A 14253-nucleotide genomic window follows, 5' to 3' on the forward strand; every position below is an offset into this window, starting at 1 on the left:
CTTCGGCGCCTGCTTCGAGTCAATCGATGAAACAGTATCTCGACCTGATGCGCCACGTGCGCGACCACGGCACCTTCAAGACCGACCGCACCGGCACTGGCACCTACAGCGTGTTCGGCCATCAGATGCGTTTCGATCTGGCCCAAGGCTTTCCGCTGGTCACCACCAAGAAGTGCCACCTCAAGTCCATCATCCACGAGCTGCTGTGGTTCCTTCAGGGCGACACCAACATCAAGTACCTGAAAGAGAACGGCGTACGCATCTGGGATGAGTGGGCCGACGAGAATGGTGAGCTGGGGCCGGTGTACGGCTACCAGTGGCGGTCGTGGCCGGCGCCAAACGGTGAATCGATCGATCAGATCGCCAACCTGCTGGCGATGATCAAGAAGAACCCGGATTCACGCCGGCTGATCGTTTCGGCCTGGAACCCGGCCCTGGTCGAGCAGATGGCGTTGCCGCCTTGTCATGCGCTGTTCCAGTTCTACGTTGCCGACGGCAAACTCAGCTGCCAGCTGTACCAGCGCTCGGCCGATCTCTTCCTTGGCGTGCCTTTCAACATCGCCAGCTATGCGCTGCTGACGCTGATGGTGGCGCAGGTCTGCGACCTGCAACCGGGCGAGTTCATCTGGAGCGGCGGCGACTGCCATCTGTACGCCAATCACCTGGAGCAGGCCGACCTGCAGCTGACCCGCGAGCCGCTGCCGCTGCCGACCATGAAGCTCAACCCGGACGTGAAGGACCTGTTCGCTTTCCGCTTCGAGGACTTCGAACTGGTCGGCTACGAGGCGCATCCGCACATCAAGGCCCCGGTCGCCGTCTGACTTTGGTCGGGTTTGCCGTTGTGAACAACCTGAGTGTCACATTTGCCGTATAGACTCGACCGCTCAGGGTTTTTCGAGGATCGAGTCATGCGCAGGGTCGTGTTCAATCAGAAGGGCGGTGTCGGCAAGTCGAGCATCGCCTGCAACCTGGCGGCGGTCAGTGCTTCGCAGGGCTACCGCACGCTGCTGGTGGATCTGGACGCCCAGGCCAACTCCACGCATTACCTGACAGGGCTGACCGGCGATGATATTCCCACCGGCATTGCCGACTTCTTCAAGCAGATCCTCGCCGGCGGCACGGCTGGTAAGAAGGCGCGTCCGCCGATCATCGAAACAGCCTTCGATAATCTGCACCTGATCAGCGCCACGGCCGAACTGGCCGACCTGCAGCCCAAGCTGGAGGCCAAGCACAAGATCAACAAACTGCGCAAACTGCTCGAAGGACTCGCCGAAGACTACGACCGGATATATCTGGACACCCCGCCTGCGCTGAATTTTTATACGGTCTCTGCGCTTATCGCAGCTGATCGCTGCCTGATTCCCTTCGACTGCGACAGCTTTTCCCGCCAGGCGCTGTATAGCCTGCTCGACGAGATCGAGGAGATGAAGGAAGACCACAACGAGACGCTCGAGGTCGAGGGCATCGTGGTCAATCAGTTCCAGCCGCGTGCCGCGCTGCCGCAGCAGATGATCGATGAACTGCTGAGCGAGGGGCTTCCGGTGCTGCCGGTCTACCTGATGAGTTCGGTGAAAATGCGCGAGTCGCACCAGGCCTGCATGCCGCTGGTGTACCTGGACCCGCGGCACAAGCTGAGCCAGCAGTTCGTCGAACTGCACGAGCTGCTCGAGGCGAACGGCTGAGTCGGTTCGGCTTCAGTCCTCGGGGCGCCGCTGCAGCTTCTTGCCCAGCCGGGAGGCATAGAACTCGCCGATCATTCCTCGGCGGAACACCAGTACACAGACCATGAAGATGATGCCGGTGACCAGCGTGACCGGCAGCTCCGAGGTGGCGAAGTAATTACCCAGCGTGGTCACCAGCGCTGCGCCGAACACCGGCCCGACCAGGGTGCCAATGCCGCCGAGCAAGGTCATCAGCACCACCTCACCGGACATCTGCCAGCTGACGTCGGTCAGCGTGGCGAACTGGAACACCAGTGCCTTCAGCCCGCCGGCCAGCCCTGCTAGCGCGGCGGACATGACGAAGGCGCCGAGCTTGTAACGCGACACCGAATAGCCCAGCGAGATGGCGCGGTTCTCGTTCTCGCGGATCGAGCGCAGGATCATGCCGTACGGCGAGTGAATGACACGCCAGATCAGCAGCATGCCGGCGAGAAACACCGCGAGCACGAAGAAGTACATGTACAGCGGCTCTTCAAGATCGATCAGGCCGAACAGGTGCCCGCGTGGGATGTTCTGGATGCCATCTTCGCCATGGGTGAACGAAGCCTGCAGGCAGAAGAAAAAGAACATCTGCGACAGCGCCAGGGTGATCATCGTCGAATAGATGCCCTGCCGGCGAATCGCCAGAAAGCCGATTATCAGCCCGAGAAACGCCGCCCCGGCGACGCCGACCAGAATGCCCAACTCCGGCGATAGCCCCCACTCCTTGACCGCATGGGCCGTGAAATAGGCAGCGCCACCGAAGAACGCCGCGTGGCCGAAGGAGAGAATACCGGTGTAGCCGAGCAGCAGGTTGAAGGCGCAGGCGAAGAGGGCGAAACACAGCACCTTCATCAGGAGGATCGGATAGAAGTAGAACGGCGCCAGCGCCAGCGCGACCACGCCGATCAGGATCAGCGCGGCTTCCAGGCGCAGCAGCGGGCGTTTGGTGGTCGGTGTGACACTTAGCTGGCTGTTCATCAGGCGTCCCTCCCCATCAGGCCAGCTGGGCGCACCAACAGTACGATTGCCATGATCACGAAGATCACGATGTTGGAAGCCTCCGGATAGAACACCTTGGTCAGGCCCTCGAGAATGCCCAGCATGTAGCCGGTGATGATGGCGCCGAGAATCGAGCCCATGCCGCCGACAACGACCACGGCGAACACCACGATGATCAGGTTCGAGCCCATCAGCGGGCTGACCTGGTAGATCGGCGCGGCGAGCATGCCGGCCAGGCCGGCCAGCGCCGCGCCCATACCATAGGTGAAGGTCAGCAGCAGCGGCACGTTGATACCGAAGGTGCGTACCAGCGTAGGGTTTTCCGTGGCGGCACGCAGGTAGGCGCCGAGCTTGGTCTTCTCGATCAGCAGCCAGCTGGCGATGCAGATCACCAGGGAGGCCAGCACCACCCAGGCGCGGTACTTGGGCAGGAACATGAAGCCCAGGTTGTAGCCACCGGCCAGCTCCTTGGGCACGGCGTAGGGCTGCCCGGAGGAGCCGTAGAAGTAGCGGAACGCGCCTTCCAGGGCGAGCGCCAGGCCGAAGGTGAAGAGCAGGCTGTAGAGGTGGTCGAGGTTGTACAGCCGCGATAGCGCCAGGCGCTCGATCACTGCACTGCACAGGCCGACGATGATCGGCGCGAGGATCAGCGCCGGCCAGTAGCCGATGCCGAGCGTCGCCAGCAACAGATAGCCGGCGAAGGCGCCGATCATGTACTGCGCGCCGTGGGCGAAGTTGATGATCTTCAGCATGCCGAAGATGATCGCCAGGCCCAGGCTGAGCATGGCGTAGAACGAGCCGTTGATCAGGCCAATCAGCAGCTGGCCGAGAAAGGCCTGGATCGGTACATCGAAAATCGTCGTCATCAGACCCCCAGGGCTTCGTTGAGCATGGTCATGCGGGCGGGCAGATCGGCGATGTCAAAGGTGTCGATGACCTTGCCGTGGTCGACCACGTAGAAGCGGTCGGCCACCTTGCTGGCGAAGCGGAAGTTCTGCTCGACCAGCAGGATGGTCATGCCGCGCTGCTTGAGCGTCTGCAGCACCTCGCCGATGCGCTGGATGATCACCGGTGCCAGGCCTTCGGTGGGCTCGTCGAGCAACAGCAACTTGGCGCCGGTGCGCAGGATGCGCGCCATCGCCAGCATCTGCTGCTCGCCACCAGAGAGCTTGGTGCCGGGGCTCTTGCGGCGTTCTTCGAGGTTGGGGAACAGCTGGTAGATCTCCGCCAGGGTCATGCCGCCTTTGGCGATCACCGGTGGCAGGGTGAGGTTTTCCTCGACGGTGAGGGTGGAAAAGATGCCGCGTTCCTCCGGAACGTAGCCGATGCCGTGGCGGGCGGTGCGGTGCAGCGGTACGCGCAGCATGTCCTTGCCGTCGAAGCGGATGCTGCCGCTGCGCTTGCGGATGATGCCGACGATCGAGCGCAGCGCAGTGGTCTTGCCCACGCCGTTGCGGCCGAGCAGGGTCACCGTTTCGCCCTGGTGCACGTCGAGGTCGATGCCGTGCAGGGCATGGCTTTCGCCGTACCAGGCGTTGAGGTCGCGCACGCTGAGCAAGGGTTCAGTCATCGTCGGTCCCCATGTAGGCCACGCGTACGCGCTCGTCCTGGCTGACCGTGCGGTAGTCGCCGGAGGTCAGGATTTCGCCGCGCTGCAGCACCGTCACCTGATGGCAGAGGTCAGCGACCACCTTGAGGTTGTGCTCGACCATCAGCACCGCACGCTGGGTGGCCACCTCGCGGATGATCTCGGCCACCACGTGCACGTCCTCGTGGCCCATGCCGGCCATGGGTTCGTCGAGCAGCAGCACCTTGGGCTCCAGCGCCAGGGTGGTGGCGATCTCCAGCACGCGCTTGCGCCCGTAGGAGAGATCGGCCGCCAGCTCGTTGCGCTTGTCGGCCAAGCCGACCGACTCGATCAGCTGCATGGCGCGCTCGTTGAGGCGGTTGAGCGAGCGCATCGGCAGCCAGAATTGCGTCGCCAGCCCGCCTGGACGCTGCAGGGCGACGCGCACGTTGTCCAGCACGGAGAGGTGCGGGAATACCGCGGAAATCTGGAACGAGCGCACCAGGCCCATGCGCGCCACCTTGGCCGGGTCGGTGCGGGTGATGTCGTGGTCGAGCAGGCGGATGGTTCCGCTGGTGGGCTGCAGAAACTTGGTCAGCAGGTTGAACACCGTGGTCTTGCCCGCGCCGTTGGGGCCGATCAGGGCATGCACCTGGGCATGGCGCACGTCCAGATCGACGTTGTTGACCGCCACGAACCCGCCGAACTCCTTGCGCAGGCCGCGCGCCGAGAGCATGACCGGTGTGTCCGCGTCGGCGTCCGACCCGCTGCCGATGATGCCTTGTGCAGCCGCCATGCTCACTGCCCGACCAGTTCGCAGCCGCTATCGGCCGGCTTGATGTAGGCCTCGTCGCCTGGCACGGTGGCCAGCACCTTGTAGTAGTCCCAGGCGCGCTTGCTTTCTTCAGGCTTCTTCACTTCCATCAGGTAGACATCGCTGATCAGCCGGCCGTTGGCGCCGACCTTGGCGTTGCGTGCGAAAACGTCGTCCACCGGCATCTCGTGCATCGCCTTGGCCACTGGCTCGGTGGCGTCAGTGCCCGCCTTCTCGATCGCCTTGAGATACTGCATGACGCCGGAATAGGTGCCGGCGTGGACCATGTTCGGCATACGGCCGGTGCGCTTGAAAAAGCGTTCGCCGAATTCGCGCGACTGGTCGTCGCGATCCCAGTAGAAGCTTTCGGTGAGGGTCAATCCCTGGGCGGCGTCTAGCCCCAGGCCATGCACCTCGGCAAGGGTGAACAGCAAGGCGGCAAGGCGTTGTCCGCTGGCGACGATGCCGAATTCGGCGGCCTGCTTGATGCTGTTGGCGGTGTCCAGGCCGGCGTTGGCCAGGCCGATGACCTTGGCTCCAGAGGATTGCGCTTGCAGCAGGAACGATGAGTAATCGGTACTGGCCAGCGGGTGACGCACCGCCCCCTTGATCTCGCCGCCCTTGGATTTGACGAATTTTCCGGTCTGCTCCTCCAGGGAATAGCCGAAGGCGTAGTCGGCAGTGAGGAAATACCAGCTGTCGCCGCCCTGGGACACCAGTGCACCGCCGGTGCCGACCGCCAGCGCATGGGTGTCGTAGGCCCAGTGGAAGCCATAGGGCGAGCACTGCTTGCCGGTCAGTTCGGTGGTGGCGGCGCCGGTCACCAGGTTGATCTTCTTCTTGCTCTTGGAGATGCCCTGCACTGCCAGCGCCACCGAGGAGGTCGTCAGTTCCATGATGGCGTCGACCTGCTCGCGGTCGTACCACTGCCGCGAGATGTTGGAGGCGATGTCCGGCTTGTTCTGGTGGTCGGCGGTGACGATCTCGATGGGGGCGTCGAGCACCTTTCCGCCGAAATCCTCGGCGGCCATCTTCGCCGCCTCGAACGACCACTTGCCGCCGAAGTCGGCATACACGCCGGATTGGTCGTTGAGAATGCCGATCTTCACCTTGCCGTCGGATATCTCGGCCGAGGCGGGGACGGCGACCGCTGCCGTCAGAGTTGCCGCTGCGATTGCTGATAGCTTCATGCGTATCTCCTTGCACGGTGTGCTCGGCATACGGGCTCGCCCCATGCGAAGCGATCCGTATGGGCGGGTTAGGGGAAAGCGGGGCGGGCGGTCAGGCACGCAATGCCGAGTATCGCTGGCTGGCTGAATGCAGCGGCTTGGCATTGAGGTCTGTACGGCGAACTAAAGGGTGCGCGGGGCACCACGTCGTCATGGAAGGTGAGAGGGTTGGCTGCTGAAGTGCGAAACCAGAAACGAGTCGAAGCGAGGCACATAGGCGTCTTCTTCTTATTGTTGTTCTGGCTCTAAACGTAGCAGGGGTTTGCAGGGACGCAACTTGGAGGTGGCGCGCAGCTTGTTGCACGCCTGCCTGCGCAATACGGGCAGGCACGGGAACGGGCTTAGCGTGCGATCAGGATGTCGCAGGGCGGATGGTCGAGGAACTGCCGCGCCAGGCTACCTAACAAGGCACTGCTCAGCTCCCCGCGGCTGTGGCTGCCGAGGGCCAGCAGCTGCGGTTGCAGATCGCTGATGGCAGCTTCCAGGCAGTTGCTGCGTTCGCCTTGAAGCAGGCTATGGCTCAGCTGCGCGCCGGTCCTGGGAAGCTGGCTCTGAATGTCTTCGATCAGTTGATCGAATAGCTCCTGTTGTAACGCAAGGCCTTCGTAATCGGGGCCATGCACTTCAGCCATCTCATGCACATGCAGTGCACGCAATTGAGCGCCGTCGCCTAAAAGCTCCCAGGCGTACTGCATGGCGCGTGTAGCGCAGCGGGAAAAGTCCAGGGCAGCCATGGCCCGCTTATATGGGGTGTCCGCCGGCGCGGTTGCCAGCAGTAAGGGCGCCGGGCTTTCGAGCATGATGCGTTCCAGCGTGGTGCCAGCGAACCCTTGGCTTGAGCCCCTGTGGTGTTGGCCCAGCACCAGCAAATCGGCCTCCAGGCCCTGGGCCTGCGTGAGTATCTCCTCCACTGGCGGGCCGCGGCGAATCCAGGGCTCGATGTGGCTGAGTCCATTGCGTTGCAGGCGTTCCTGCAGCAGGGCCCGTGCATCCTGTTCATCGGCTGCGGAGGCGCGCTCGTCGAGCACATACAGCAGGCTGATGCGGGCGCCGGTCTGGTGCGCCAGCTGGGCCGCGCGACGCAAGGCCAGGTCGGCGTCCGGGCTGAGATCGTGGGCGACAAGAATGTGCTGAACCCGATTTTGCTGAAACATGGGCGGCCTCGCGAAGCTGGCAAAGCTGCGAGTATGCCGCGCCAGCGTGTTGCTGTCCCGCCGGGCCGTGGCCTTCGGCAAATCTGATCTGCAAGTGCGGTGTTGATCGCGCGCAACAACTTTGCCGGCAAAGGCGACTCGCGCTTTTGTCGATTCGATCCTGCAGCTATGCTTGCCGGCATTCGAGCAGGAGTTAAGGATGAGCAAGGTCAGTGTGCTGGTAGTGGATGACGCGCCCTTTATCCGTGATCTGGTGAAGAAGGCGCTCCGTAGTCACTTTCCCGGCATTCACATCGAGGATGCGGTAAATGGGCGCAAGGCCCAGCAGATGCTCGGCCGCGAGCGCTTCGACCTGATTCTCTGCGATTGGGAGATGCCGGAAATGTCGGGGCTGGAACTGCTGACCTGGTGTCGTGCCCAGGATTCGCTGAAGACCACGCCCTTCATCATGGTGACCAGCCGTGGAGACAAGGAGAACGTGGTGCAGGCCATTCAGGCCGGGGTGTCGGACTTTGTCGGCAAACCGTTTTCCAATGAACAGCTCACCAGCAAGGTTCGCAAGGCTCTCGGGCGTGCCGGCAAGCTGGATGCGCTGGCCGCCAGTGCCCCGAACAGAAGCATGGCAACCGGCATGGCCAATGATTCGCTCGCCGCGCTGACTGGCGGCAAAGCGGAGGTGGTGCGTCCCGCCGCTTCTTCTGCGAGTGCAGCGGCCAAGGCGTCACCGCTTATCCAGCAGTCGGCTGCGCCTGCGAGCAGTCCGCCCGGCGCTGCGTCCGGTCGTGGGCAGGGCCAATTGCGCCTGGCCAACGGCAGTATCTCTTGCGTGATCAAGGCGCTGAGCCTCAAAGAGGCACTGCTGGTGGTCAAGCGTGGCGAGCAGCTGCCTCAGGTGCTGGAAAGTGCGGTGCTCGATCTCGAACAGGGTGATGGCGGTGAGGTCGCCCGTCTCAATGGCTATCTGCACGCCGTTGCAGCTTTCGAGCCCAAGCCCGACAGCGAGTGGCTGCAGTTGTCGTTCCGCTTCGTCGATCGCGACCCGCAGAAAATGGACTACCTGTCCCGTCTGATCGCCCGCGGCACAGCACAGCGGCACTTCGTTCCAGGCGCCTGAATCGGTGTGGCCAGGCGACCGTTCGGCGCCTGGCGGCTCGCACAAACTGACCGGCATCACACCCCGACGGTCGGTAGCTCGCGCAGGCCTGTCGCCACTGCTAGTCTTCCCGCTCCAACACTATAACCACTAGAAAATGCCGTTATGCTGGGGCGAATCCTTCTGTTGCTCGGGCTGTCCGTGCTGGCCTCGCCAGTGCTGGCTCTGACCATCTATAAATACACTGACGCCAATGGGGTTGTTACCTATAGCGACCAGGCCGCGCCTGGTGCGCAGGTATTCGTCTTCAGTGACCGTATGGTGGAAAAGCTCGATACCCAGGTCAAACTGGAAACCCGCAAGCATGCGGCCGGTGAAACGCTGCTGGTGCGCAATGATCTGTTCGCGCCGGTTGATATCGAGTTGAAGCTGGAAAACGTCGATAACGTTGTCGGCGCACCCGCCAAGCCCATCCGCTGGGTACTGCCACCGCGCAGTCAGATCCGCCTGGCGACTCTGGCGCCGCGCGATCCGTCCAAACCAATCAAATACACACCCAAGCTGCGGCACGCGCTGGGTGATCCGCGTCTGATTCCCAAGCCCTACAAATATCCGCTGCCCTGGCGCGGCGGTCCGTTCCGCCTGACTCAGGGCGCTAACGGCCAATACAGCCACTTCACGCCCAAGGGGCGTTACGCGGTGGATATCGCCATGCCGGAGGGCACGCCCATCGTCGCGGCGCGTGGTGGCATGGTGGTAAAGGTCGAAAACGAACAGAGCGGGCGCGGCAACAATCCGGCCGGCAACTTCGTGCGCATCATGCATGACGACGGCACGATGGGCGTTTACCTGCACCTGATGAAGGGGTCGGTAGCGGTACGCGAAGGGCAGCGGATAGAGAGCGGTGCGCGTATCGCGCGCTCCGGCAACACCGGCAACAGCACCGGCCCGCACCTGCACTTCGTGGTGCAGCGTAACGTCGGGCTGGCTGTCGAGTCGATTCCCTTCGACTTCTCGCAGCCGGTCAACAGCCTGCCGAACTTCGCCGTGGGTGGTGAGTAGCCGCACGCCGGCTACTTCCTGGCTTTTTCATCCGACAGGCGGGCGGGCTTCGGCCGCTTAGAACGCCAGGCCTACCTTCAGACCAACTTGCTCCTGCTTGAGCTTACTGTTCTCAGCGAACTCGCTGTTGCTGTCGAGCTCGTAGCGGGTCTGGGTGTAGTACAGGCTGGTGCTGATCGGCATGTTGTTGATGCCCTTGTTCCATAGCACGCTCAGCTCGCCGTAAGGGTTGACCTTGTCCTTGAGGTCCACGGTGTCGCTTTCCCCGCCAACTTTCAGTTTGCTATCGGCTTCGATGGAATAGCGAGCGCCCACTTCCAGGCGCACGGTGTAATCCGGCGTCAGGTAGTTATAGCCGACACCGGCTTTGGCGAAGGGCGAACGGGTAGTCAGCTTGACGTCTTCGTCGAACAGGCCGAAATCGACGTCATCTTGCTCGATGCGGCCCCAGTCATAACCGCCGCCAACGATTACGTCGACATAGTTGTTGGTGCTGAGCGCTGCACGCAGGCCGAGATCCACGTCGGCTCGAGCGGAAAGATATTCCACGTCGTCCTTGTCGCGGTATTGGCCTTCGATGCCTAGCTGGTAGATGAAGCCTTCCTGACCGGTCAGCTTGTTGCCGAAGGTGTAGTACAGACCACCCTGGTTCAGGCGTTCCTTGTCGCTTTCATCGTTCACGGTCAGCTTGTACTGGTTGTGCGAGCCGATCACGCCGATGGTGGAAATCGGGCCGGTCGCGGACTGAGCGAAGGCCTGGGACGTGCCAGCCAGGCAAAGGGCCAAAGCTGCGGTACTGGTCAAAGCATTGATGCGCATGTGGGTAGCTCCATCGCTATTCGATAAGAATCGGATGGCGGGGATTAAGAGCGCCCCGCCTAATCCCGTGGACCAGTACTACCCGGAAATAATTCTGCACTCTGCGATGGGCGGTCATATTTGTTGCAAATCAAGCACTAGCAGCAAGTACGTAAACGAGAATGTAAGTGACAGGTTTAGTCCTGTGACCCGTTGGTCACTTAATCCTGAAGGCGGAGGACTTTCGCCAACACGATCTTCGGCCCGCGCATTTTCTTGATGACGATCTGCAGGCCATCGACCTGAAGCACCTCGTCCTCATCGGGTACACGCTTGAGGGTTTCGTAAACCAGCCCGGCCAAAGTCTCCGCCTCGACGTGGTCGAGATCGATGCCCAGAAGGCGCTCGAGTTTGAACAGCGGCGTGTCGCCGCGAACCAGTAGCTTGCCTGGTTGGTAGGCGAGCACGCCACGCTCGGTCTTGCGGTGCTCATCCTGAATGTCGCCGACCAGTACTTCCAGCACGTCCTCCATGGTCAGGAAGCCGATGACCTTGTGATCGCCTTCCTCAACTAGCACGAAATGCGCACCACCCTGGCGAAATTGCTCCAGCAGGGTTGCCAATGGCATGTGCTTGGACACCCGCTCCAGCGGACGCAGCAGCTCGCTCAGGCAGAAGTGCTCGGTCAGATGGTCGTCGGCGGCCAACGCCAGTAGCAGGTCCTTGATGTGCAGCAGGCCTACGTATTCGCCCTTGATGCTGTCGTACACCGGGTACCGGCTGTACTTGTGACGGCGAATCACTCCAAGCACATCCGCTAGCGATGCGTCGTGGTCGAGCTGTAGCAGGTCCTCGCGGGAGTTGGCCCAGTCGACCACTTCCAGTTCGCTCATTTCCACCGCCGAGGCCAGCACCTGGATCTGCTGGTTGCCGGGGTCGCGGGCGCGGTTGGAATGCAGGATCAGCTTTAGCTCTTCGCGGCTGTAGTGATGGTCGTGATGTGCGCCGGGCTCGCCCTGGCCGGCGATGCGCAGGATGGCGTTGGCACTGGCGTTGAGCAGGTAGATGGCCGGATACATCAGCCAATAGAACAGGTACAGCGGAACCGCCGTCCACAGCGATAGCAGCTCCGGCTTGCGGATCGCCCAGGACTTCGGCGCCAGCTCACCAACCACGATATGCAGGTAGGAAATGATGAAGAAGGCGGTGAAGAAAGCGATGCCGTGCACCAGCGCCTGGGACTGGATGCCGATGCTGGCCAACAGCGGTTCGAGCAGGTGCGCGAAAGCCGGCTCGCCGACCCAGCCGAGGCCGAGCGAAGCCAGGGTGATGCCCAGCTGGCAGGCCGAAAGGTAGGCGTCGAGCTGAGCGTGAACGGTGCGCAGGATGTGCCCGCGCCAGCCGTGCCGGCTGGCGATCGCTTCCACCTTGGTGGCGCGCAGTTTGACCATGGCGAACTCGGCGGCGACGAAGAAACCGTTGAGCAGCACGAGGAACAAAGCAAAGAGAATCAGACCGAACTCGGCGAAGTAGGAGGTGGCGGCGTAACTGGGGGAGGGGTCCATGAACGGGTCGGGTGGCCTATGATCGCGACAGAATGGCGGCGGCGAGTCGGCTTTTCAAGCGATCAGCCGTGAATTTTCAGCTCGATGGCGAATCATCGGCCAGGCACCTGGCTGTTCTGAAAATGGCAGGCAAAACGGCTGCCCTGCCCGGGGGTGCTGCTGATATCCAGGCGGCCTTGGTGGCGCAGTAGCACGTGTTTGACGATAGCCAGGCCCAGCCCCGTGCCGCCGGTGCTGCTGGCGCGGCTGGAATCGACCCGGTAGAAGCGTTCGGTCAGACGCGGCAGGTGCTTTTGCTCGATGCCGATGCCACTGTCCTCGACGCTCAGATGCGCACCGACCTCGTCTCCCCACCAGCGCACATGCACACTGCCGCTATCGGGCGTGTACTTCACTGCATTGAACACGAGATTTGAGAAGGCGCTGCGCAGCTCCGTCTCACTGCCCTTGAGTTGCAGCGCCGGGTCGGCATCGAGGCTGATGAGGTGCCCGCGGGTGCCCGACAGCGCGCGGGCATCGCTGATGATCGACTGTAGCAGCAGCCCCACCTCTACCGGCTGGTTGTCGGTTGGACGGCTGCTGGTTTCCAGGCGTGCCAGTAGCAGCAGATCGTTGAGCAGGTGCTGCATGCGCCCTGCCTGCTGGTTCATCTGCTGCAAGGCGCGTAGCCAGCGCGGATTCACCCCTTCGGCATTCTCCAGCATGGTCTCCAGGTAGCCAGCGATCACGGTCAGTGGCGTGCGCAGTTCGTGGGAGACGTTGGCGACGAAGTCTTTGCGCATCTGCTCCAGCTGGTGCAGGCGGGTGACGTCGCGCACCAGCAGCAGGTGCTCGCTGTTGCCATAGCGGGTGACGTTGAACTGCAAGCGAAGGCGATCATCCACCGGCGAAGCCAGGTCCAGCGGCTGATCGTAGTTGCCATTGTCGAAGTACTCTTTGAAAGCCGGGTGGCGCACCAGGTTGCCAATCGGGTGGCCCGCGTCCTGCGGCTTTTTCAGCCCCAGCAACCGGTTGGCGGCGGGGTTCCACCACTCCAGGTTGCCTTCGCTGTCGAGCATGATTACCGCGTCCTTGAGGGCTGCGGTGGAGCCTTGGGCGCGATCGATGATGCCCTGTAGCTGCTCGCGCAGACGCAAGTCACGCCGTTGCATCTGGTACAGGCTGTCGAACACATCGCCCCAGATACCGGCCGAATCCGGTGGAGGCTCGTCGGGATCGGCGCGGTGCAGCCAGCGCTGCAGGCGCAGCAGTTGGCGCAGCGTCCAGAGCAGGTAGCCGGTCAGGCCGATGACCAGCACCCAGGCATAGTGGCCAGTGATCAGGCCCAGCAGCAGGCAGCTGCCCAGCAGGAGCAGCAGGCGACGAACGAGGGCTCCTTGCCAGTCCTGATTCAACCGATTCACTCCAGAAAGATAACGATGGTGGTTAGCGGACGGCGCCGGGTGCATACCCACCCGATGTGCTCAGCTTTTGCTGGAGAAACGATAACCGGTGCCGCGCACGGTCTGCACCAGATTCTCGTAGGCTTCGCCGAGCGCCTTGCGCAGGCGCCGGATATGCACGTCCACGGTGCGCTCCTCAACGTACACATTGCCACCCCAGACTTGGTCGAGCAGCTGGCTGCGAGTGTAGGCGCGCTCCTGGTGAGTCATGAAGAATTGCAGCAGGCGGTACTCGGTAGGGCCCATCTCGGCCGGCTTGCCGTCGATGGTGACGCGGTGGCTGACCGGGTCGAGCAGCAGGCCACCGATTTCGATCGGCGATTCGCTATCCACCGGCGCGGCCCGACGCAACACCGCTTTAAGGCGGGCGACCAGCTCGCGCGGAGAGAACGGCTTGGTGATGTAGTCGTCGGCGCCGACTTCCAGGCCCTGGATCTTGTTGTCCTCTTCGCCCTTGGCGGTAAGCATGATGATCGGCGTGTCGGCGGTGAGCTCGTCACGCTTGAGGCGGCGGGCCAGCTCGATTCCTGAGGTGCCGGGCAGCATCCAGTCGAGCAGGATAAGGTCCGGCTTGCGGTCGATGATCAGCGCATGGGCCTGCTGGGTGTTCTCTGCTTCGAGACAGTCATAGCCGGCCATTTCCAGGGCGACGACGATCATCTCCCGGATCGGCGCCTCGTCATCGACGATCAGTATGCTCTTGCCGTTCATGGTCCAGCCTCGGGTCTGTTCTTGTCGTCCGGCATTAGATAACGGAATTATTGCAGCCATGTGACAGGAGGGCTTCAGGCTGCAGCTTTGAGGCCAGGGCTGGATGCCAGAGGCTG

The 14253-nt window shown here is 62.5% G+C and carries 14 protein-coding genes; 4 read left to right on the forward strand and 10 right to left on the reverse strand.

The window, feature by feature from the left end; genetic code table 11:
• Nucleotides 1-26: 26 nt before the first annotated feature.
• Both CXK91_RS09215 and CXK91_RS09220 read left to right on the forward strand, forming a co-directional pair.
• Nucleotides 27-821, forward strand: a complete 795-nt coding sequence (locus tag CXK91_RS09215) for a thymidylate synthase (protein ID WP_103455855.1) — start codon at nucleotides 27-29, stop codon at nucleotides 819-821.
• Nucleotides 822-908: 87 nt separating this feature from the next.
• Complete coding sequence (locus CXK91_RS09220; protein ID WP_103455856.1) at nucleotides 909-1682, forward strand: ParA family protein; 774 nt, start codon at nucleotides 909-911, stop codon at nucleotides 1680-1682.
• Between the two features lie 12 nt (nucleotides 1683-1694).
• On the opposite strand, the gene CXK91_RS09225 is transcribed toward CXK91_RS09220, so the two are convergent.
• The 6 genes from CXK91_RS09225 to CXK91_RS09250 form a co-directional block, all read right to left on the reverse strand.
• Nucleotides 1695-2681: a branched-chain amino acid ABC transporter permease gene (locus tag CXK91_RS09225; RefSeq protein ID WP_103455857.1), complete on the reverse strand. Its 987-nt coding sequence runs from the start codon at nucleotides 2679-2681 to the stop codon at nucleotides 1695-1697.
• Nucleotides 2681-3568, reverse strand: coding sequence for a branched-chain amino acid ABC transporter permease (locus CXK91_RS09230; RefSeq protein ID WP_013981555.1), 888 nt, complete (start codon nucleotides 3566-3568; stop codon nucleotides 2681-2683). The genes CXK91_RS09225 and CXK91_RS09230 overlap by 1 nt, the downstream gene beginning before the upstream one ends.
• Complete coding sequence (locus CXK91_RS09235; protein WP_103455858.1) at nucleotides 3568-4272, reverse strand: ABC transporter ATP-binding protein; 705 nt, start codon at nucleotides 4270-4272, stop codon at nucleotides 3568-3570. The genes CXK91_RS09230 and CXK91_RS09235 overlap by 1 nt, the downstream gene beginning before the upstream one ends.
• Complete coding sequence (locus tag CXK91_RS09240) at nucleotides 4265-5065, reverse strand: ABC transporter ATP-binding protein (protein WP_103455859.1); 801 nt, start codon at nucleotides 5063-5065, stop codon at nucleotides 4265-4267. Before CXK91_RS09240 ends, CXK91_RS09235 begins: the two co-directional genes overlap by 8 nt.
• A gap of 2 nt (nucleotides 5066-5067) precedes the next feature.
• Entirely contained in the window at nucleotides 5068-6273 is a 1206-nt protein-coding gene (locus tag CXK91_RS09245) for an ABC transporter substrate-binding protein (RefSeq protein ID WP_103455860.1), read from the reverse strand.
• Nucleotides 6274-6653: 380 nt separating this feature from the next.
• Nucleotides 6654-7466, reverse strand: coding sequence for a universal stress protein (locus CXK91_RS09250; RefSeq protein ID WP_103455861.1), 813 nt, complete (start codon nucleotides 7464-7466; stop codon nucleotides 6654-6656).
• Between the two features lie 199 nt (nucleotides 7467-7665).
• On the opposite strand from CXK91_RS09250, the gene CXK91_RS09255 reads away from it, so the two are divergent.
• Both CXK91_RS09255 and CXK91_RS09260 read left to right on the forward strand, forming a co-directional pair.
• On the forward strand, nucleotides 7666-8580 hold the full coding sequence (locus CXK91_RS09255; RefSeq protein WP_103455862.1) for a response regulator: 915 nt from the start codon (nucleotides 7666-7668) through the stop codon (nucleotides 8578-8580).
• A gap of 144 nt (nucleotides 8581-8724) precedes the next feature.
• On the forward strand, nucleotides 8725-9621 hold the full coding sequence (locus tag CXK91_RS09260; protein WP_103455863.1) for a peptidoglycan DD-metalloendopeptidase family protein: 897 nt from the start codon (nucleotides 8725-8727) through the stop codon (nucleotides 9619-9621).
• A gap of 57 nt (nucleotides 9622-9678) precedes the next feature.
• Here CXK91_RS09260 and CXK91_RS09265 read toward each other — a convergent pair whose 3' ends face one another.
• The 4 genes from CXK91_RS09265 to phoB all read right to left on the reverse strand — a co-directional run bounded on the left by CXK91_RS09265 (nucleotide 9679) and on the right by phoB (nucleotide 14137).
• Entirely contained in the window at nucleotides 9679-10440 is a 762-nt protein-coding gene (locus CXK91_RS09265) for an outer membrane protein (protein WP_103455864.1), read from the reverse strand.
• A gap of 200 nt (nucleotides 10441-10640) precedes the next feature.
• A complete protein-coding gene (locus CXK91_RS09270; RefSeq protein ID WP_103455865.1) occupies nucleotides 10641-11984 on the reverse strand; it encodes a hemolysin family protein in 1344 nt (447 codons plus the stop codon).
• A 92-nt stretch (nucleotides 11985-12076) separates the two neighbouring features.
• A complete protein-coding gene (phoR, locus tag CXK91_RS09275) occupies nucleotides 12077-13378 on the reverse strand; it encodes a phosphate regulon sensor histidine kinase PhoR (RefSeq protein ID WP_103455866.1) in 1302 nt (433 codons plus the stop codon).
• Between the two features lie 69 nt (nucleotides 13379-13447).
• Nucleotides 13448-14137 (reverse strand): phosphate regulon transcriptional regulator PhoB, encoded by a 690-nt coding sequence (gene phoB, locus CXK91_RS09280; protein ID WP_063539518.1) that lies wholly within the window; start codon nucleotides 14135-14137, stop codon nucleotides 13448-13450.
• Between the last annotated feature and the right edge of the window lie 116 nt (nucleotides 14138-14253).

Source organism: Stutzerimonas stutzeri (assembly GCF_002909485.1).
GTDB lineage: Bacteria > Pseudomonadota > Gammaproteobacteria > Pseudomonadales > Pseudomonadaceae > Stutzerimonas > Stutzerimonas stutzeri_AH.